Source organism: Lysinibacillus antri, from assembly GCF_003977595.1.
Taxonomy (GTDB): domain Bacteria; phylum Bacillota; class Bacilli; order Bacillales_A; family Planococcaceae; genus Ureibacillus; species Ureibacillus antri.
In genome coordinates this window covers 22,581-43,524 of the sequence record NZ_RYYR01000029.1, presented here as the reverse complement: position 1 = coordinate 43,524, position 20,944 = coordinate 22,581, and the positions used below count along the sequence as shown (strand labels likewise).

14 protein-coding genes and 1 other RNA gene are annotated in these 20,944 nt (G+C 36.7%); 6 read left to right on the top strand and 9 right to left on the bottom strand.

All coding sequences use genetic code 11. From position 1 onward, the window contains the following. Window positions 1-67: 67 nt before the first annotated feature. The 6 genes from EK386_RS16385 to EK386_RS16360 form a co-directional block, all read right to left on the bottom strand. Entirely contained in the window at window positions 68-1,483 is a 1,416-nt protein-coding gene (locus EK386_RS16385; RefSeq protein ID WP_126660258.1) for a sodium:solute symporter family transporter, read from the bottom strand. An 18-nt stretch (window positions 1,484-1,501) separates the two neighbouring features. After that, a complete protein-coding gene (locus tag EK386_RS16380; protein WP_126660257.1) occupies window positions 1,502-3,112 on the bottom strand; it encodes an N-acyl-D-amino-acid deacylase family protein in 1,611 nt (536 codons plus the stop codon). Beyond that, window positions 3,105-4,313 carry a YgeY family selenium metabolism-linked hydrolase gene (locus EK386_RS16375; RefSeq protein ID WP_126660256.1) on the bottom strand — a complete coding sequence of 403 codons (1,209 nt, stop codon included), beginning with the start codon at window positions 4,311-4,313 and terminating at the stop codon, window positions 3,105-3,107. The genes EK386_RS16380 and EK386_RS16375 overlap by 8 nt, the downstream gene beginning before the upstream one ends. A gap of 12 nt (window positions 4,314-4,325) precedes the next feature. Beyond that, the gene (gene dpaL, locus EK386_RS16370) at window positions 4,326-5,567 is read right to left on the bottom strand and encodes a diaminopropionate ammonia-lyase (protein ID WP_246027700.1); all 1,242 of its coding nucleotides are present in this window, start codon (window positions 5,565-5,567) and stop codon (window positions 4,326-4,328) included. A gap of 1 nt (window position 5,568) precedes the next feature. Next, the gene (locus EK386_RS16365; RefSeq protein ID WP_126660255.1) at window positions 5,569-5,955 is read right to left on the bottom strand and encodes a RidA family protein; all 387 of its coding nucleotides are present in this window, start codon (window positions 5,953-5,955) and stop codon (window positions 5,569-5,571) included. 165 nt (window positions 5,956-6,120) lie between these two features. Beyond that, window positions 6,121-7,881 carry a sigma-54-dependent Fis family transcriptional regulator gene (locus EK386_RS16360; RefSeq protein ID WP_126660254.1) on the bottom strand — a complete coding sequence of 587 codons (1,761 nt, stop codon included), beginning with the start codon at window positions 7,879-7,881 and terminating at the stop codon, window positions 6,121-6,123. Window positions 7,882-8,253: 372 nt separating this feature from the next. Here EK386_RS16360 and EK386_RS16355 point away from each other — a divergent pair, with 372 nt between their 5' ends. From EK386_RS16355 to EK386_RS16330, 6 genes are all read left to right on the top strand, one after another. Beyond that, window positions 8,254-9,507: a Y-family DNA polymerase gene (locus EK386_RS16355; protein ID WP_126660253.1), complete on the top strand. Its 1,254-nt coding sequence runs from the start codon at window positions 8,254-8,256 to the stop codon at window positions 9,505-9,507. Between the two features lie 15 nt (window positions 9,508-9,522). Beyond that, the gene (locus tag EK386_RS16350; protein WP_126660252.1) at window positions 9,523-9,852 is read left to right on the top strand and encodes a YolD-like family protein; all 330 of its coding nucleotides are present in this window, start codon (window positions 9,523-9,525) and stop codon (window positions 9,850-9,852) included. Further along, window positions 9,845-10,195 (top strand): YhjD family protein, encoded by a 351-nt coding sequence (locus EK386_RS16345; RefSeq protein WP_126660251.1) that lies wholly within the window; start codon window positions 9,845-9,847, stop codon window positions 10,193-10,195. Before EK386_RS16350 ends, EK386_RS16345 begins: the two co-directional genes overlap by 8 nt. A gap of 510 nt (window positions 10,196-10,705) precedes the next feature. Further along, entirely contained in the window at window positions 10,706-11,185 is a 480-nt protein-coding gene (locus EK386_RS16340; RefSeq protein ID WP_126660250.1) for a DUF8426 domain-containing protein, read from the top strand. A gap of 14 nt (window positions 11,186-11,199) precedes the next feature. After that, entirely contained in the window at window positions 11,200-11,802 is a 603-nt protein-coding gene (locus EK386_RS16335) for a DUF8426 domain-containing protein (RefSeq protein ID WP_126660249.1), read from the top strand. 114 nt (window positions 11,803-11,916) lie between these two features. Then, a complete protein-coding gene (locus tag EK386_RS16330) occupies window positions 11,917-13,542 on the top strand; it encodes an S-layer homology domain-containing protein (protein WP_126660248.1) in 1,626 nt (541 codons plus the stop codon). Between the two features lie 114 nt (window positions 13,543-13,656). Here the strand turns inward: EK386_RS16330 and rpoB are convergent, their stop codons facing one another. From rpoB to ssrS, 3 genes are all read right to left on the bottom strand, one after another. Then, a complete protein-coding gene (rpoB, locus tag EK386_RS16325) occupies window positions 13,657-17,868 on the bottom strand; it encodes a DNA-directed RNA polymerase subunit beta (RefSeq protein WP_246027699.1) in 4,212 nt (1,403 codons plus the stop codon). An 87-nt stretch (window positions 17,869-17,955) separates the two neighbouring features. After that, window positions 17,956-20,115, bottom strand: coding sequence for an ATP-dependent helicase (locus EK386_RS16320; protein WP_126660247.1), 2,160 nt, complete (start codon window positions 20,113-20,115; stop codon window positions 17,956-17,958). 313 nt (window positions 20,116-20,428) lie between these two features. Continuing rightward, window positions 20,429-20,618: non-coding RNA, 6S RNA (gene ssrS / locus EK386_RS16315), on the bottom strand. Window positions 20,619-20,944 lie beyond the last annotated feature (326 nt).

The following is a 20,944-nucleotide window of genomic DNA, read 5'->3' as shown; positions in this document are numbered from 1 at the left end:
ATGTATTCTCTCTCAAATACAAATAATAAAACTACCTTTCTATAATTAGAAAGGTAGTTAATAAAAATCAGGTTGATTCAGTCGATTCATTATTAACGTAGGCGGACGGAGCTACTGGCGCTCCACGGCTAAGTTCTATTTTGTTCACTATTAAGAACGTGATTAAGCTTGCTAAACTACCTGCAATAACTGCCATGATGCCATATGGATTTTTTAGAACTTCCCAAACAACACCTACAATTGTACCGACGATAATTGAAGCCAAACCTGCATTCTTTGTAACTTTTTCGAATAAAAGACCAATGATAAACGCTGCGAATGGTCCTGTTGAACGGATAGTGAATGCAAATACTAGTAATGGAATAATTTGTTGGCTATATAGTGAAATTAAAATCGCTAATACACCCACGATTACAATAATAAGTCGGGAAGCTTTTAATTCACCTGCATCTGTTACTTTTTTATTGAAAATGTGACCATGTACATCTTTCATATACACTGAAGCAACTGCTAATAAGTTACCTGATGCACTTGATAATGTTGCTGAAATTACACCAGATAATAAAATCCCTGCAATACCTGCTGGAAGTAGCTCAACTGCTACAGTTGCTAATGCACTATTTTCAGTGATATCCGGGAATACAGCTAATGCGATTAACCCTAAAACAGCTGGAATAAATGCATAAAATGACATTAACACACCACAAAGCACTGATCCCCAAACAGCTGTTTTTTCATCTTTTGCAGAATAATAACGTTGTACAGCTTCTTGTCCGGTAGAAAAGGTCATGAAGTATAGAACAATAAACCCTAGAATAGTTGGCCATCCGATTTTCGTAAAGCCTAGTTGTTCTTTAGGAATATTATTTATTACATAATCAAAACCACCTGCATTTGAAAATGCGAATGGAACAGCGATAGCAAATCCAAATACTATAATAAAGAATTGTACAAAGTCTGTTAAAGTTACACTCCACATACCACCTAGGAATGTATAGAATACAACAACCCCACCTGAAATAAGTATAGCCAATGTTAAACTAAATCCTGTTAAAACATGAACAATGGACGCGGTAGCTGTAATTTGTACAGCTGTTAACGCTGACGACGCAACAATAGATAAAATACTAGAGATAAGCTGACTCGGTTTACCATAACGGCGCCCAATAATCTCTGGCACCGTCGTAGCTAATGCACGACGCATAAATGGCGCAACAAAAGATACTAAGATAATTGCAATACCTGCCGATACTACATACCATCCTGCAGATAATCCCCATTCACCATATGCTTTCGATGCAACCCCTACCGAACTGCCCCCGCCAATTTCAGTAGCTGCCAACGTACCCGCTAACATTATTGGTCCTAAACGTCGCCCTGCTAAATGGTAATCTTCACTACTTTTAACTTGTGTTTTAGCATAAAACCCAATACCAATCATAGCCAACATATAGACAATTATAATTGTCCAAATTATCCCCATCTACACCCCTCCTAATTTTTAAGCTCTAACTGGCGTGGAACTATACTTACGTTTAAACACTTTACCTACTGGCTTTCTATATGCATTTTCACCTTCAATAACAATCTCACCATTAACGATTACATATTCAATGCCTTTATTAAATTGTCGTGGTTTTTCAAACGTCGCTTGATCAATAATTTCATCTGGATTGAAAACAACAATATCAGCTGCCAATCCTTCTCGAATAATTCCACGATCTTGTAAGCCGATAATACGTGCTGGTTGCGATGTCATACGACGGATCATTTCCTCTAACGAAGTCACTTTTTCTTCGCGTACATATTTGCCTAAAATTCTTGGGAATGAGCCATATGCACGTGGATGAGGTTCTCCACCTAAAAGACCGTCTGAACCAATAGTTCCTGCCGGATGCGCTAAAATCATTTTTACCGATTCTTCGTTCATAACAAAATCAATCATTCCAATGCCGTTTTTTTCATTCAAAATAAGATCCAACGCTACATCAGCCTCATTTTTTTGATCAATTTTAGCAATTTCTTCGATAGTCTTACCAACACAATATTGATTAGCTTCACTTTCTACAGAAGTTATGATGATGCCATCCCATCCGGACCATTTAGCAATACTATCCCATCCCTTTAGTGCCGATGCCATTTCATCTTTTATACGTTGACGTAGCTCTTCATTTTCAAGACGCTTCAACATTTCTTCTGTACCGCCAGAATGTGCCCACGGCGGTAAAATTGCGCTAAGCATTGTACTGCCTGCAATATACGGATATTGATCAAATGTAACTTCTAATCCGTCTGCACGTGCTTGATCAATTTTCTTTAAAACTTCAACTGTTTTGTACCAATTATCTTTACCGCAGTTTTTTAAATGTGAGAAATGTAGATGTGCTTTGCAGCGTTTCATCATTTCTATTAGCTCATCCATAGATTCAAGAATCTCATCTCCTTCACTACGTTGATGAATTACAAGTGGAACACCATACTCAGCAATTACTTGGCAAAGAGCCTCTAATTCTTTCATTTCAGCAAAGCAGCATGGGAGGTAAATTAATCCTGTTGATAGCCCCACAGCTCCTTCGTCTAAAGAACGACGTAAAATTTGTTGCATCTGTTTAATTTCTTCATCTGTTGCAGGTCGATTGTCTAAACCCATAACTTCCATACGAATATTTCCATGGGGAGCTAAAACAGCTAAGTTATAGCTTGGATTATTTCGTTCAATTTTTTCGATATATTCGCCAACTGTTTTCCAATCCCATTCAATATTTGGTTTACCATCTAAACCGGCTAAATTCTTTTGCCATGTAGAAATGTATTCACTTGGTAATGGAGCAGCTGCAATACCATCTTGTCCTAGTAAATCTGTTGTAATTCCTTGACGAACCTTTGCTTCAATTAATGGTTCTTCCAAAATTACTAAATCCGAATGTGTATGCATGTCAATAAATCCTGGCGAAACCACTTGATGGTTAACATCAATAATTTTTTTAGCTCCATAATTATCAAGGAGGCCGATTTTTTCTATTTTTCCATCTTTTATAGCGATATCACCGTAATACCAAGGTGATCCTGTACCATCAATAATCTTTCCGTTTTTAATGATTAAATCAAACATGTACCTTACCTCCTTTTAAATTAGATAAAGTATTTAAAATTGAAATGTAACCCGCCGTTGCTTTTAATAGCTGATCTTTTTCAATATACTCATCATCAATATGGGCTAGATGCTCAAATGATGGACCGAAACCAATTGTTGGAATGCCAGCCTCACCTGCAAAATGGCTACCATTTGTACAGAATGAATAATGTGATAATGTCGTCTCTGGTAAAATGCCTTGCAGATTTTTCAAAGTTTGTGATACAAATTCCTCTTCCTCGTCATACAGCCAAGCTGGGAAGAAACGTTCTGCCTCGATAGTTGCTCCTGTGTAACATAGCTCTTTACCGCTAGAATAGTAGACTGCTGCATCAAACTGCTCATCTTCTTGTTTTAAGCGATTAATAATGTCTTGAATCGGCGCTAATACACTTTCCTTTGTTTCGTTCACTAGTAAACGGCGATCGAATGTTACACGGGCATTAGATGGTACAACAGATGCCCCTGGATATGGTGAAGAAACAATATCCGTTAATTCCAAAATTCCTTTTCCTAAAATCGGATGTGTATTAACTTCTAATTCATTAATTGCTTGAATCAACTTCACCATTTTATTTACTGCGTTAATCCCTGCATCTGGATTTGATGAGTGGGCAGATTTTCCGAATGTTTCAACCACAACTTCAGCACGCCCACGTTGTCCGTTATTCAGTTTTAAATTAGTTGCCTCACCAATTACTACATAGTCAGGTTTATATTGAGCACTTACTTCACGCGTTGCTACACCTTCAAAACATTCTTCATGTACGCTACATGAAACTACGATTTTTCCTTTGAAGTTTTTATCTGTATCTTCAGCAAAATATTTTGCAGCTAAAATCATAGATGCTACTGCACCCTTCATATCTGTAGAGCCACGTCCGTAAATTTTCCCATCTTTTTCAAGACCACTATATGGATCGACTGTCCAGTTAGCTTCTATAACCGGTACTGTATCAATATGACCATCCATTACAATGACCGGCCCCTCTTCTTTGCCGTTCATAACAAGCGTCACGTTCCCTAATGAATCGATATTACTTTCATCGAAACCGTTATCCTTTGCAAACATCTCAATATAAGCTGCTACTTCTTTTTCTTGTCCTGATAAACTAGGAATTTTTACGAGGTTTTTACATAATTCAATTACTTCTTGTTGTCGTACTTCATTTAAATTCAATTAACTTCACTCCTATTCTGTGTATGATAAAGCGCCATCCCAGACTATTTTTCTATAATTCTTTTCATCCGTATCTCCCTCAGTACTTATTAAAACGATACTTGAGTTTTCATCTAACCCTAATTCATCAATGATTTGTTTATCTGGATTGAATTTTTTTAAGTAATAAACAAGTCCTAACGTAACAGCCCCAGATTCACCTGAAATAACACGTGCATCGTTGCCAAGTGGATTACCATAAACACGCATTCCTAAGCCTGTTATTAAGTCATCGCATGAAAATGAACCAATTGCGTAAGCACGTAACAATTCAAAAGCCTTGGTATTAGGTTCACCACAAGCTAAACCAGCCATTTCAGTTGCCATATCTCCTGTTACAAATTCACGTGTACCTTCTAGAGAACTAAATGATTGATAATAGCAATCTGCTTGATTTGGCTCAACAACTACAATTTTAGGAGCCTTTTCTCCATATACCTGTAAGAAGTAACCAGCAATACCTGCTGCAAATGAACCTACACCTGCTTGTAAAAACAAATGTGTTGGCGTTGATTTGTACGATTTAAGCTGCTCAACAATTTCCTGTGCCATCCCTGAATAGCCTTGCATAATCCATAAAGGAATTTCTTCATAGCCCTCCCAAGCAGTATCTTGCACCATTACCCATCCATTTTGCTCCGCTAATTGTGCACAAATGCGAACTGTTTCGTCGTAATTCACATCTTGAATTTCAGCTACAGCTCCTTCATTACGAATGGCTTGTAAACGCTGTTCTGACGATCCTTTAGGCATATAAATAACAGATTTATAACCTAGCTCTCTTGCTGCCCAAGCTACACCTCTACCATGATTTCCATCTGTTGCAGAAATAAAAGTTAAATCCCCTAACTGTGATTTGACTTCCTCTGATTTAAGCTTATCGAATGATAGCTCTGAAATAGGGATGTTAATCTTATTTGCAATATACTTAGCAATCGCATATATTCCACCCAACACTTTAAATGCATTGAGACCAAAGCGTAACGATTCATCCTTTACAAAGATTTCTTTTACTTGTAAGTACTCCGCCAATGCATCTAATTTATTTAATGGTGTACGTGTGAATGAACTATGTGTTTTTTGAAAATTGTAGACGTCTGCAATTTCATCTACATTGAAATCTGCAAGAATAGATTCTTCCAAAACGTCCTTTTTGAATCGATTCTTTACCCACTTTACGGGTTTTTCAATTTTTACTAATGTATTATTTTCCACACTAAGCACCTCCTACAGTCCTAGCTATAACTTCAATCTCTACTAATGCTTTCTTTGGTATTTCTTTCACAGCAACGCAGCTTCTTGCAGGTTTATGTTCGTTAAAGTAAGTAGCATATACATTATTAACATCTGTGAAATCATCCATTGATTGTAAAAAGATTGTTGCTTTTACTACATCATTTAAAGATAATCCCTGACTTCCTAGTAACGCGACAATGTTATCGAGTACCTGTTTTGTTTGATTCTTTACATCCGTTACCTCTATTTCGCCGTTATCTGGATTAATCGGTAACATTCCTGATAAAAATAACAATCCATTTACTTCTATACCTTGCGAATATGGACCAACTGCTGCCGGTGCCTTATCCGAACCAACAATTTTCACATAATCCCCTCCTAAAATACCTTATACTATCTTTTAAGCAAGAATGATGCCAATAATTTTCATATTATTCAGACTATAAAAATCTCAATTTGATACTAGAAAACTATATTCTTTAATGAAAAGAGCTAAAGAATCCTTAAAAACTAAAAAAGTATCAAAATGAGATTAAGTCACATTTTGATACTCTTTTAATTTACGGAATAAAGTCGCTCTACTAATACCAAGTAATTTGGTTGCATCCTCAACGTTCATATTATGTTGTTTCACATATTCAAGAGCCTTTTTGATAAGCTCCATCTCATTTCTCTTTAATGAGAAGATCATTTCCTCTTCCTCTATTAAATCTAGTTTAAGCTTTTTATCAATAAGCTCTTTAGAATTATTAAGCGTAATATATCCCTCAGATATAAAGTTAAACAAATATTCTATAAAGTTTTTTAGTTCACGAACATTACCTGGCCATCTGTAGTTCATCAATATTTGCAACATTTCACTATCGAAACCCATCACATTTTTCCCAAAAATTTCATTGTACTCGCTAATGAAATAATCACATAACTCAGGGATATCCTCTTTTCGGCTACGTAACGGCGGGATAAAAATAGGTACAACATTTAATCTATAAAATAAGTCCTCTCTAAATACACCTTCCTTCACTGAAGATTGCAAATCCTTATTAGTAGCTGCTATAACACGAACATCAATCGGAATAACCTTCGTGCCACCAACTCTTTCAATTTCATTTTCTTGAAGTACACGTAACAACTTTACTTGTAAATGTAATGGCATTTCACCAATCTCATCTAAAAAGATCGTTCCACCGTTAGCTAACTCAAATTTCCCTACCTTGCCTTGTGTATTTGCCCCAGTAAACGCCCCCTTCTCGTAACCAAATAATTCACTTTCAAGCAAATGCTCTGGGATTGCACCACAATTCACCGTTATAAAAGCCCTCTTGCTACGTTCTCCAACAGCATGTATCGATTTCGCGAATACTTCTTTGCCTGTCCCACTTTCACCTTGTAATAAAATTGAGGAAGCCGTTCTAGAAACAATAAGAGTATGCTCGCGAAGTTGCTGAATCTGTTCACTTTTACCAATAATACTATCTAGCTTACGTATTGCTTCTAGTTTAGTTTTATCTGCAATCGTTTGAATATAGTTAACATCTTGTAAAATGATTAAGTATTCTTTTCGATTCCCACTATCACTTAACAATTTCTTTGTAACGATAGTTTGAATATCTACAGGTCGTGTTTGTAAAGTAAATGTTCTATTTTCATACTCATCATCAGTTAATAAATTCTTCACCCATTTAGAAATAACATCTGAATTTAATGAAATAGTATCTAGATTTAATAACCGATGAGCATGTTTATTTTTTTGAATAATTTGACCTTTATCATCAATAATGAGCACACCATAATCAACTAGATTAATAACTAAATCCATTTTTTCAGAATGTGCCTTTAGCTGATGTAGATTTGCACTTTGCTGAAGCTTACTTGCCAATAAATCTGCCATTTTATTTAGAAAAGATAAAATTCCGTCTACATCTTTAAATAATCTTTGTCTCTGTGTGTTATTTATAGCCATTAAACCAATAAAACCTATTACATTATTATTAGAAATAATAGGTGCGCTAATTTCCCCCATCTCAATGCAATTTTGGTAAAATGGGCATTGTTTACAAACTTCTTCATAACCAGGATTACGAATAATAATCGGTTGTTTTGTTTCCATTACCGTTTTATATACTAAGTTACCTTCCAACTTTTTTAAAATATCGATTTGTAACTTTCCTGTACATGCAATCCTTACATAATCTGCATCTGCAATTTCTACTTCAAGCTTTAATACTGTTGCTATCGCCTCTGCTATACTTTGCACAGTTGGTTGAATATCACGTAAAAAAATTGCAATCACCCCTATTTAAAGTTCAATAAAAATCAATTATATACCATATATAACCAACAGATACTTTTTATTTAATATAAATTCTGTAAACGTAGGATTATAGGCAAAATCTTTATAGATTAAGCATTAGGTACTTAAATACTAGATATAAGACAGCTCATTTAAAGTAGACTCATATAAACAAATTAAGATTGTAAAACAAGATGTTAGTAAAATATAACTTGACGTATACCGTAATATACGATGGTACAGATTATTATATTTCAAATCTCAGATAGTACAGTTAGAAAATACTATAAATAATCCCCATACCCCTTGCAAATTAGAACGTTTGTTCCTAAAATTAAAGGAACAAACGTTCTTTTCTGTGAGGTGCTCTCCATGACAAAATCTTTACCCAACCGTTCCATCATATGTATCGATATGAAATGCTTCTATGCAAGCTGCATTGCAATGCTGGAAGGATTAGATGTGATGAAAGTGCCTATTGCCGTTATTGCCAACTTTCGGCAACCTGGAAGCGTTGTGCTCGCTGCATCGCCACCAATGAAAGAACGATTTCATATTAAAACAGGGAGTCGACGCTTCGAGATCCCTAAGCACCCTGATATTCGGCTATTTGAACCGAAAATGTCCTTTTTTCTTGATATGTCGGTAGCCATCACAAAGCTCATAGCACAATTCGTTCCAAGAGAGGCGATTCACGTATACAGCGTTGATGAGAGCTTTATCGATCTAACAGGCACTGAACAATTATGGGGGTCTCCCGTAGAAACTGCTAAAGCCATACAACAAGCAATCTACAACCAATTTCGTATCCCCTCTGCTGTTGGGATGGGACCCAATATGTTGATGGCGAAATTAGCACTCGATTTGGACGCGAAAAAATCAGGCTTTGCGAAGTGGACTTATGACGATGTTCCAACAAAACTTTGGCCAGTTCGCCCTCTATCAGCTATGTGGGGCATCGGGAAGCAAATGGAGATACGACTAAACAATATGGGCATTTTTAGCGTCGGTGATTTAGCGCATGCAGATCTGCCCTCTTTAGAAAAGCAATTTGGGATTATGGGCAATCAACTGTACTATCATGCATGGGGTATTGACTACTCCACATTTGGTGAGCCACTAGTTCAAGGGCAAGTGAGTTTCGGTAAGGGACAAATGCTCATGCGCGACTATCATAAGCGTTCAGACATATGCGTTGTCTTACTCGAAATGTGTGAGGATGTAGCCAAACGAGCACGTTCAGCTGGCTATGTCGGACGTACGATTTCACTCGGTTTGTCATACAGCCAAGCAGCGATGACCAAGGGATTTTATCGCTCTAAAACTATCGGTGATCCTACCAATGAAACCATGACGATTTATGCCGTCTGTAAAGAATTACTTGATACTCATTTCGTTGGCGAACCGGCCCGGCAGCTATCCGTTCGCTTATCAAATGTAGAGCAGGCACATAGTATCCAGTTAGATTTATTTGATACAAACAAGGAAAAGCGCCAAATGCTCGCACACACAGTCGATACAATTCGTGATAAATTCGGCGCAACCGCAATCTTGCGTGCTGCTTCTTATACAGCAGCAGGCACAGCTCTTGAACGAAATGACCTAGTAGGCGGACATCTAGCATAAAAGGAAGTGAACACAATGAATAAAGACAGGGGTACCATCAAGTGGACATCGCTCATGCTACCAGAGCATATTCAACGCTTGCGAGCATGGGAAAATAAGTTACATCATATGCCACCTAAAGAAAAGGCTGATTGGGAACTAGAGGAACTACACAAAACTATTCAACAAGCATACCAACTCAAAATGCCCATCACCTTCACACTTTACAAACAAGACACCTGGCAAACAATAACCGGCATCATCACAGCCATTGATTTAAACAAGCAGCACTTACTACTTGAGACAGATACAATTGTAAAAGCTATTTCCTTTACAGCCATACAAGCAGCTGAATGCGATGATTAATCTTCTAGATCGTCATTCACTACATAAACTCGTTGTCCTGGAATTAGCCGTTCGTTCCTTACAACATGATTATGTTCAATTGGAAACACTCAAAATGCAAAAACTTTATACCACATGGACTGAGCTACTACTGAAGCATCTGTACCCTATCTATACTGCACAAAAAAGACAGCTCGCACAGAAGCAAATTCGAATCGTTCGTTGGCGAAAAATTGATATGTATTTCAGCGATGTACTGATTGCGACATCTGGTGAAGATATTGCCCTTCGCTATGCCAATCAAGCACTAAAAACAGAAGTCGAGGAACTGCTAATACAAAGATTTCTATCAAGTATAATGTGATAATATTTAACGCAGTAATTCTAAGCGATTTGACAAAAATCAGCTCTTGGCTTGTGGTGTGGTGGTGCAGGTTTCCACCACGCCATAAGCTTAGAGCTGCACCAGTATGTTAAAACAGCGAGCGAAAGCGAGGCACAGCCTTGCTTTCGTAAGTTGTTTTAAAACATACTGGATGTCGTTTTTGTCAAATTGCGTATTAGAAGCATGCACTTTATCGTTATATCCAGTATGAATTATAGAAGAAACCCCATTTAAAAAGTGCTCAGATGAATCAAGATGTTGGGTAATCCCTCCATCACGATTCGTCTGAGCATTTTTTTATTGTTTAACTTAATATAAGCTTTTCGGTAATTCCAATATAATTAACGTATGTTTTAAAAGTTGAAAATGCATAACAAACCACTCTAATTCCTAATGAATCCAAATGAACGTTAAGGGTTGACTTTTCTATCTATTGGAATTATTATCTAATTATAAAATATCCTTATGGAATCCAAAGGAGTGTTGAGGATGGGTAAAGTGTTTCAAATGAAGTATCGACCACATGGAATTAATCGCTACAAAGAATTTATTGAGAACGATAAAGTTGGAATTGGTTGGCCTATGATTGGAAATTTAGAAGTACAAACGAAAAGCGAAATAAAAAAGGCATTGCAAGAAGTATACGGATTAAAAGGCGGACAATTGGGGAATGCGTTAGGTGCGATTTGGTGCTTCATAGACACGATGAAAACTGGAAATGTTCTACTTGTGCGTAATAAAAAGAAAGTCAGTATTGGCATCATTGGTCCTTATCAATATCTCGCCTCATTAGACAACGATCATGATGGCTTTTGTCATCAACGTACCATTAAATGGATTGAAACAGATGAGCTTTTATCGAACTACAATGAGGTTGTTCAAACTGTAGTCAGATCACCAGGTATTGTAACAGGTTCTACCTATACTGTTGAAGATTTAGAAATTACATCACTTTACACTCACAAATAGAAGGGGCGAATAGGATGAATTTATTCCAACTAAAATCAAAACCACATGGTACTGAACGACTTCCTCTTTTTTTAGAGGAAAAGTTCATTGCAATTGGTTGGCCAGGAATTGGCGATTTAACAAATGTTGATGCAGATGAAATTGAACGACGTCTAGCTTCAACATACGAGAAATATAAAGGACAAACAATGGCTTATCATAAAGGAATGGTCAATGCTTTTGTTAACACTATGCAATCCTCAGATATTGTTATGATTACAGAAGGTGACTATGTTCATATTGGGCAGGTTGGCGAATATTTTTATGACCCAGCTTATGATAATGATGAAGGAATGTGTCATCGTCGTCCAGTTGAATGGTTAGCAACAGTCGAACGAAGCTATTTAAACGAACAGGTGCGAGAACACCTTAAAAACAGAGCAACCATTACTAAATTTAAATATCCATTTCAGATGGCAGAAATAGAACCTTATCTACTAGGAAATAAATCAAACCCATCGCCTACTGTTCCTAAAGGTGAAATTTATGAAAAAGCTTGGGATATTCTAGTGAAGGCTTTAGATAGTGAAGAAGAGCATATTCGAGTGCTTGCAGCTTCAGCAATTTGGAAATCGTAATTTTATAATAAACACCTATCAAATTGAAAATAATAAGCGTTCCAAATACCAAATTTCAAATTGTTAAATTATTACATTTACTCTATACTCAACATAATAAGGAGGATGAAATAGATGAAAAGGTATTTTGCGTTATTACTCACATTTCTACTAGCATTTTCGCTTTACCTACCAAGTAACACACAGGCAGAAGTAGTATTTAATGATGTTCCTACGAGCCACAGTCAATACGGCGACATCATGTATTTGCTTGATACAGGCGTTATATCATCTGTATCAAAGAATTTTGGTGTAAACGATATTGTTACTCGTGAAGAAGTAGCGGTAATGGTTGCGAAAGCGATCAGGCTAGATGGTACACCTCGAACAACAAAGTTTAGCGATGTTCCTGAAAGCAATAAAAATAGTGGATACATACAGTCTGCGGTCGATGCTGGAATCATTTATGGTACTAGCGATACAACATTTGCTCCTAATCAAAAAGTAACACGTGGTCAAATGGCTGCATTTATTGCGAGAGCTTATGATTTACCGAATGGAAATACTAGCTTCAAAGACGTACCAAAAGGGCATTTCGCTTATGATGCAGTACGACAATTAGTAGCAGCTGGTATCACAAGTGGTTATGAAGATGGAACGTTTAAACCTGGAAACAATTTAACACGCGCCCACATTTCTGCATTCCTAGCACGTTCAATGAAATATGCAGGTGGTGAACCAACTACACCACCAACACCATCAGCCCCAACAACAAAAGAAATGCAAGTTCATTTCATCGATGTTGGCCAAGGTGATGCCATTCTAATTGAATCACCAAATGGAGAAACAATGTTAGTCGATGGCGGTGTAAAAGAAGCGGGAGATGACCTCGTTGCTTATTTAAAATCAGAAAAAGTAAGTGAACTTGATTATGTAATTGCAACACATCCTGATGCAGATCATATCGGGGGACTAATCGACGTGTTTGCTGCTTATCAGGTAAATAACTTCGTAAACAGTGGGAAAGTGCATACTACCGCAACATACGGAGAGTTACTAACGGCGGTGAAAAATGAGGGATCAAAATATATCCAACCGAAAATCGGTGACTCAATCAACTTAGACTCTTCATTAAAAGTACAAGTGTTACATGTAGATCCAAACGCTGAAGAAAACAACGATGCTTCTATCGTATTAAAAGTTACTTATAATAACGTGTCATTCTTGCTTACTGGCGATGTTGGTTCACAGGTTGAATCTGTAATTGCCGCTAAGTTTAATGTAGGTTCTACAATTTTAAAAGCAGCACATCATGGTTCCTCAACAAGTAACTCCCTTAGCTTTTTACAAAAAGTAAAACCACAAGCAACAATTATAAGCTATGAAAAAGACAACTCATACGGCCATCCTCATGATGAAGTCGTAAGTAATTTAAAAGCAGTTGGTTCAAAAATCTACTCAACAGCTCAAGACGGTACAATTACCGTAACGACAAATGGTTCAATTTTTAATGTTGATGCAAAAGAGTTTAAAGTTGAAACTACAACTTCACCAGAAAAACCTGCTCCAACACCTGAGCCAGAACCAGAATCAAAGCCACAACCAACTCCAACAAAACCAGTGGAAGAAGTAAAATCGTATAAAAATTGTACGGAATTACGCAAGGACTATCCAAATGGAGTTAACTCCGACCACCCAGCATACGCTAAAAAGCATGATGGAGATGGCGATGGATGGGCTTGTGAACCGCCGAGGAAATAAGGTTTTTCACATTAAAAAACAGGTAGCTGAGATCAAATTGATTTAGGCTACCTGTTTCGTTTATACGTCTATAGTAAAACTTGCCTTCTCGTTTCATTCATCTTACTGACATAATTATTCAATCATTTCTATTGCATCTTCTTCTTTAGGTAAGATATTTAATGCATCAGTTGGTTGAAGTTCATCTTCGTCATCAAGATCAGGAAGTTCTACTTCTTCGTCATTGATTGTTAACATCTTTACGTCTAAACCTAATGATTGAAGCTCTTTAATTAATACTTTAAATGATTCTGGAACACCTGGCGTTGGTATATTTTCACCTTTAACAATTGATTCATATGTTTTTACACGACCAACAACATCATCAGATTTAATTGTTAAAATTTCTTGTAGTGTATATGCAGCACCATATGCTTGAAGTGCCCAAACTTCCATCTCACCAAAACGTTGACCACCGAACTGAGCTTTTCCTCCAAGTGGTTGTTGCGTAACAAGTGAGTAAGGACCTGTTGAACGAGCGTGAAGTTTATCGTCAACCATGTGTGCTATTTTGATCATGTACATGATACCTACAGATACTCGGTTATCAAATGGTTCCCCAGAACGACCATCATAAAGAATCATTTTTCCTTCACGATCCATACCCGCCTCTTCCATTGTTCCCCAAACATCTTCATCATTTGCACCGTCAAATACAGGTGTAGCCATATGAACCCCTAAATAACGTGCAGCCATTCCTAAATGAAGTTCAAATATTTGACCAAGGTTCATACGTGAAGGTATCCCTAGCGGATTTAAAATAATATCAATAGGAGTGCCATCTGGCATAAAAGGCATATCCTCTTCTGGTAAAATGAGTGAGATTACCCCTTTGTTACCATGTCGTCCGGTCATTTTGTCCCCAACACGAATTTTACGTTTTTGAACAATATAAACGCGAATTAATTGGTTAACACCTGGTGGTAATTCATCTCCATCTTCACGGTTAAATACTTTTACATCAAGAACGAGGCCATCAGCTCCATTAGGAACACGTAAAGATGTATCCCGAACTTCTCGAGCTTTCTCTCCGAAGATTGCATGTAATAGCCGTTCTTCAGCAGTTAACTCAGGAATCGCTTTAGGGGTGACTTTACCTACTATAATGTCACCCGCTCTAACTTCTGCTCCTACACGAATAATACCGCGATCATCTAAGTTGCGAATTACATCTTCCCCAACGTTAGGGATATCACGCGTAATTTCTTCAGGACCTAGTTTTGTATCACGAGATTCTGATTCATATTCTTCAATATGCAATGAAGTATAAACATCATCTTTAACAAGACGTTCGTTCATGATTACAGCATCCTCAAAGTTAAACCCTTCCCATGCCATAAAGGCAACTAACATGTTACGACCTAACGCAAGTTCACCTTTCTCCATAGAAGGACCATCAGCTAAAATGTCTTTTGGTTTAACACGGTCGCCGACTTTTACGATTGGACGTTGGTTAATAGAAGTACCGTGGTTTGAACGAATGAATTTTCGAAGTTTGTATTTCGTTAGTTCACCCTTCACTTCTTTACCATCAATTTCTTCAATGCGACGAACATGAATTGAACGGCCTTCAACATGTTCCACAATACCGTAGTATTTTGCTACAAGTGCAGCACCTGAGTTGAGTGCATTTGTATGTTCCATACCAGTACCCACAAACGGTGCTTCTGGATTTAATAAAGGAACCGCCTGACGTTGCATATTGGCACCCATCAAAGCTCTATTTGCATTATCATATTCCAAAAATGGTATACAAGCAGTGGCAGCTGATACGACTTGTTTTGGTGATACGTCCATATAGTCAACACGGTCTTTTTTGAACATTGTGTTATCTCCACAGAAACGACCTAAAACTTCTTCATTTGCAAATGTACCATCAGGGTTTAATGGCGAGTTTGCTTGAGCCACGATGTAGTTATCTTCCTCATCTGCAGTTAAGTAATCAATTTGTCCTGTTACTTGACCCGTTTCAGGGTCCACTTTACGGTATGGTGTTTCAATGAAACCGAATTTATTTATTTTTGCATAAGAAGACAATGAGTTAATTAATCCAATGTTTGGACCCTCTGGAGTCTCAATTGGACACATACGACCATAGTGAGAATAGTGAACGTCACGTACTTCCATACCAGCACGTTCACGAGTTAAACCACCAGGACCTAATGCAGAAAGACGACGTTTGTGCGTTAATTCTGCTAATGGGTTTGTTTGGTCCATGAATTGCGATAATTGCGAGCTACCAAAGAACTCTTTAATTGATGCAATAACTGGACGAATATTAATTAATTGCTGCGGTACAATAGACGCAGTGTCATTGATTGACATACGTTCACGTACAACACGTTCCATATGAGATAATCCAATACGGAATTGATTTTGTAACAATTCACCTACAGAACGTAAACGACGGTTACCTAAATGATCGATATCGTCTGTATTTCCAACGCCATATAATAAGTTAAAGAAATAAGATATTGAAGCAATCACATCAGCAGGTGTAATATTTTTTATCTCTTCATCGATATAAGCATTTGAAATAATATTAATTTCTTTTTGCGCTTCATCATTTGGAGCATAGATTTTAATCGATTGAATTGTTACGTCTTCTTCTAACACGCCACCAACTTGTGATAATGTGCGGAAGCCGATACCATTTTCTAAATACGGAATAATTCTATCAAGTGTACGACGATCTAATACCATACCTTTTTCAACTAAAATTTCTCCTGTATATGGGTCAACAAGAGTTTCTGCAATCGTACGATTGAACAGACGATTTTTAATATGTAGTTTTTTATTCATTTTATAACGTCCTACATTCGCTAAATCATGGCGTTTAGCATCGAAGAAACGTGAATATAATAGACTTTTTGCACTTTCTACAGTTGGTGGTTCACCCGGACGAAGACGCTCATAGATTTCTAAAAGTGCCTTTTCAGTGCAATCCGTATTATCTTTTTCAAGTGTATTACGTAAATATTCGTTATCACCTAAAATATCGATAATCTCAGCATCTGTACCAAAACCTAATGCACGTAATAATACTGTAACCGGAAGTTTACGCGTACGATCAATTCGCACATAAACAGTATCCTCTATATCTGTTTCATACTCTAACCAAGCGCCACGGTTCGGAATAACTGTTGCACCAAAACCTTTTTTACCACTTTTATAAGTTTTATCATGATAGTATACACCAGGTGAACGAACTAATTGGGAAACGATAACGCGCTCGGCACCATTAATAACGAACGTGCCAGTTTCAGTCATTAGTGGGAAATCACCCATGAAGACATCTTGTTCTTTTACTTCGTCTGTTTCTTTGTTGTGAAGACGTACTTTTACACGTAATGGTGCTGCATATGTCACGCCACGCTCTTTACATTCATCTACATCATACTTCGGATTACCCAATGTATAATCCATAAATTCTAGTGCAAGATTCCCTATAAAATCTTCAATGGGGGAAATATCGCGGAACATCTCGTATAATCCTTCTTCAAGAAACCACTCGTAAGAGGTTGTTTGAATTTCAATTAAATTCGGAAGCTCCAGCACCTCTTTAATACGCGCAAAGCTTCTACGCTGGCGGTGTTGTCCGTACTGAACTATTTGTCCTAAATAAGATTGCTTCACATTATTAGAGATTAATGAACTTACTTTCTGGTTATCTAATTCCCTTACTTTTTGTTCTTCTAACTCTTTTAATTTTCGTCCAATCTCTTCTCTTTCTTGCTCTCTGACTTTTCGTTCGGCTTCTTCTCTTACTTGCTGCTCTGCTTGCTCTCTGGCTTTTCGCTCGGCTTCTTCTCTTGCTTGTTGCTCTGCTCGTTCTCTGGCTCTTCGTTCAGCTGCTTCCCTTGTCTGCTGTTCGGCTCGTTCTCTGGCTTTTCGTTCGGCTTCTTCTCTTACTTGCTGCTCTGCTTGCTCTCTCGCTTTTCGTTCAGCTGCTTCTTTGGCTTGCTGTTCGGCTCGTTCTCTGGCTTTTCGTTCGGCTTCTTCTCTTACTTGCTGCTCTGCTTGCTCTCTCGCTTTTCGTTCGGCTTCTTCCTTAGCCTGCTGTTCGGCTCGTTCTTTTGCTCTTTGTTTTCTTTCTCTTTGTTCAAGTATTTCCCTCAGTTTTTGTTCAGCCTCTTCTCGTACTCTTCGTTCGGGTACTCTACTAGCTCTCTGCTCAGCCTCTGCTTTAACATTCTGTTCCGTTTGTTTTTTCGTTTCTAACTCTTCTTTATTAGAATCATTTTTTTCACCCTTAAATTTAGCGAAAAGCTTTTTAAAGAAATTCATACAATATCTCCCAATCGTAATGCTAGTTTCCTAGTTTAAATAACTTATTTACCTGCAATGCTCCATTCTAAAAAATTAGAATGCATCCTAATTCGTTTTAAAATAAGCCTTCATTACCTTTTGAAGACCCTTGAAGATTTGATTTGATATCTCAGCCTTTTCCGTTTCTACTTTTTCTATTTCCTTTATTTCTTCACCCTTTAACCCTTCTAATATAAACCTCGACGGACTCTTTTCTTTGCTGTGATAGAGTTTGGGTACAGATAAATACAGTAACTTCTTGGCTCGAGTCGCACAAACATAGGCAATGCGTCTTTCCTCAAATAGTGCCTCTTCACCTTTTAAATTCGAATCGGCCAATGAATTTTTAGACCCTTCAATTGCTGTAATATGTGGGATCATATCCTCAAACCAACCTATTGCAAAAACTACTTCATACTCAAGGCCTTTAGAAGTGTGAATTGACATTAAATCTAATGCATCCAAGTTAGGATCCAGTCGAAGTCTTTCCATCTCTTCTTGTTTGGCTTTTAATTTTTCAATAAAATCTAGTAATTCTTTAATTGTCTTAAAACGGGAAGCTGATACTAAAAATTCATCTAGTGTCTCTAAAATCATATCCTTATGTATTGTCATTGTTTTTGCAGCATCTACTTCTAGCTGCTTTTCGTAATTGATCGTCCCTTTTCGGATTCTATGGATAATATCCTTTGGTGCCATAGTTTTAAAAGATAGAATCTCGCTAACTTTCATCAATATTTGTCCTTTTTGAAATTCACCTTTTCTATTAGCAATTAAACTCATGACAATTTCGAATAAACTTTGATCAGAAGTCGTTTGCATCGCTATTGCAATCGGTAATGTCTCCTGAATTTCTTTTTTACTAACATACAATAAAGGTCCTACTTCGACGATAGCATCAAAATCGAAAGGATTCAGCGCCAATCGCATTGCTGCTAAAAATAACTTTACGTTTGGTGAGTCATAAAAACTCTCCGTACTTTTCACATGATGAATGAATGGTATGTCCGCTAATACAAGCTCCTCAAAAATTGATCGTGAATATGTATGCGTGCGGTAAAGTATAGCTATATCCTTATAACGCTTCCCCTGTACCATTAACCTAGAGATTTCTTTTACAACTAATTCCGCTTCTTCTTCAGGTGTTTTAGCAATCTTAAATTGAATGTCTTTTCTTTCTTGTTTAGTAGATTTTAATTGTTTTTTGATTTGCTTAGTATTATGTCTAATGATATTGTTACCGAATCCCACAATGTCAGCAGTTGAACGATAATTAATGTCCAAGATGATTCGTTTACAATTTTGATATTGTTGATTAAATTCAATCATGTATTTACTCGATGCTGTGCGCCACGAATAAATAGTCTGCCCATCATCTCCCACTACACATAGATTATTGTGAGGAGCCGCTAACATACGTGTAATCTCATATTGAATGAATGAAACATCTTGAAATTCATCACAAAGAACATATTCATAGCGATTTTGGTATCTTTTTAACGCCGCTTCATCATATTTAAATAGATAATATGTCTCTAATAAGAAATCATCGAAATCATATAAATTCGCTTTTTCTTTCTGTTCTTCATAAAGTCTATAAGCCTGATAAAGCAGCTCGTACATTTCTTTTTCACTTGTGCTTAAATCAGGATTTTTCATAATTTCTTTAACATCGACCGGTCTAATCAACTGATTTTTCCAACTTGATATGACATGCATAACGCCCTCTGGAGTGTAATCATCACTAGCTTTTAACTTTTTTAAGATGGTCTTAAACATTATGTGACGTCGATAATCAGATGAAAGAACCTCAAATTTCCTGCCTTCTTCTCTTAAAATTTGTAAGCATATGGCATGATACGTACCTACATTTATAGAGGAACATAGCCGGCCATTTGGTAAATTATTTAGCCGTTCTTTCATTTCCGTGCTCGCTTTTTTAGTAAACGTAACTAATAAAATACGCCTTGGATCAATTTGCTTTTTCGTTATCATATAACTAATTCGACTAGTTAAGGTCGTGGTTTTCCCACTTCCTGCACCTGCCACAATTAAAACTGGTCCATTAACAGTTAACACAGCTTCTTGTTGTGGCAAATTCAAATGTATATTATAGTTCTTCAATTCATCAAAGAACGTATCAGTCGTTATTTCAGTTTTACTAGACACAATTTCCGCCTTAGGTTTTTGTTTTAAATCATAATAATCTGTTATATTTAAGTACATTTAATCACCGCCAATATCCCTACAATTTTGTTACATTATACCATATAACAAATATCCCCATTACGATATCCATAACTTACTATATTTGTTATATCAATCATCCCTCATGCTATAGCTTCCTTAACCCTTCTCTATTAAGATCCAAATTTTCATGTAAGTAGCTAGTTTTATAAGAACTTTCATTCTATTGGTTCCATTATCAATACACAATTTTATTTTTAAAAAATAAGCATTATTCGTTACGTACTTCATTAGACTAGGCAATAAAAAAAGCACCCCCGAAAAGAGAGTGCTTTGGAAGTTCACTATGAAACGCGAAGCCGCCTTGTCGTAGTTATTATAGAAAGTTTTAAACCACCACTCCTCAAAGTGGGTGTTCGCAAAAGATTTCCTGTATATCGTCATGCACACAAGTGACGCTCGCCATTCCACCTTCGATCTAAAACTCCCTTTTACAGCATAAAGGTTAAAACTTAATATTCGTACGTACAACGCAGCTTCAACAATATATTACTAACCAATATCTTACGAATCAGCTTGTTATTTGTGGAATTTATGATGTAAAAATCAAGTGTAACACTAGCGTAAAAAAATTCTAATTTCCATAAAGAAATGAGTACGGAAAAAAATATCCTTTCAATAAATTATTTTTAAGTATTATTTTTAAGAAAAAATTGGAATAAAGAACAGAAAACTCATTACAATGATTTTCCTCATAATTTTCAAATTAATTAGCATTTACCTATTACTAAAGTAATGTTAAAATCTTCATTATTCCTTAATTTTTGGAAAGTAGTGAAATAAGTGTTACAAAAGTTCTATAACTTTC

Bases quoted from the DNA above. Each gene is read 5' to 3' on its own strand.
- EK386_RS16385 (WP_126660258.1), bottom strand. From the start codon at position 1,483: ATGGGGATAATTTGGACAATTATAATTGTCTATATGTTGGCTATGATT.
- EK386_RS16380 (WP_126660257.1), bottom strand. From the start codon at position 3,112: ATGTTTGATTTAATCATTAAAAACGGAAAGATTATTGATGGTACAGGA.
- EK386_RS16355 (WP_126660253.1), top strand. From the start codon at position 8,254: ATGACAAAATCTTTACCCAACCGTTCCATCATATGTATCGATATGAAA.
- EK386_RS16350 (WP_126660252.1), top strand. From the start codon at position 9,523: ATGAATAAAGACAGGGGTACCATCAAGTGGACATCGCTCATGCTACCA.
- EK386_RS16345 (WP_126660251.1), top strand. From the start codon at position 9,845: ATGATTAATCTTCTAGATCGTCATTCACTACATAAACTCGTTGTCCTG.
- EK386_RS16340 (WP_126660250.1), top strand. From the start codon at position 10,706: ATGGGTAAAGTGTTTCAAATGAAGTATCGACCACATGGAATTAATCGC.
- EK386_RS16335 (WP_126660249.1), top strand. From the start codon at position 11,200: ATGAATTTATTCCAACTAAAATCAAAACCACATGGTACTGAACGACTT.
- EK386_RS16330 (WP_126660248.1), top strand. From the start codon at position 11,917: ATGAAAAGGTATTTTGCGTTATTACTCACATTTCTACTAGCATTTTCG.
- rpoB (WP_246027699.1), bottom strand. From the start codon at position 17,868: ATGAATTTCTTTAAAAAGCTTTTCGCTAAATTTAAGGGTGAAAAAAAT.
- EK386_RS16320 (WP_126660247.1), bottom strand. From the start codon at position 20,115: ATGTACTTAAATATAACAGATTATTATGATTTAAAACAAAAACCTAAG.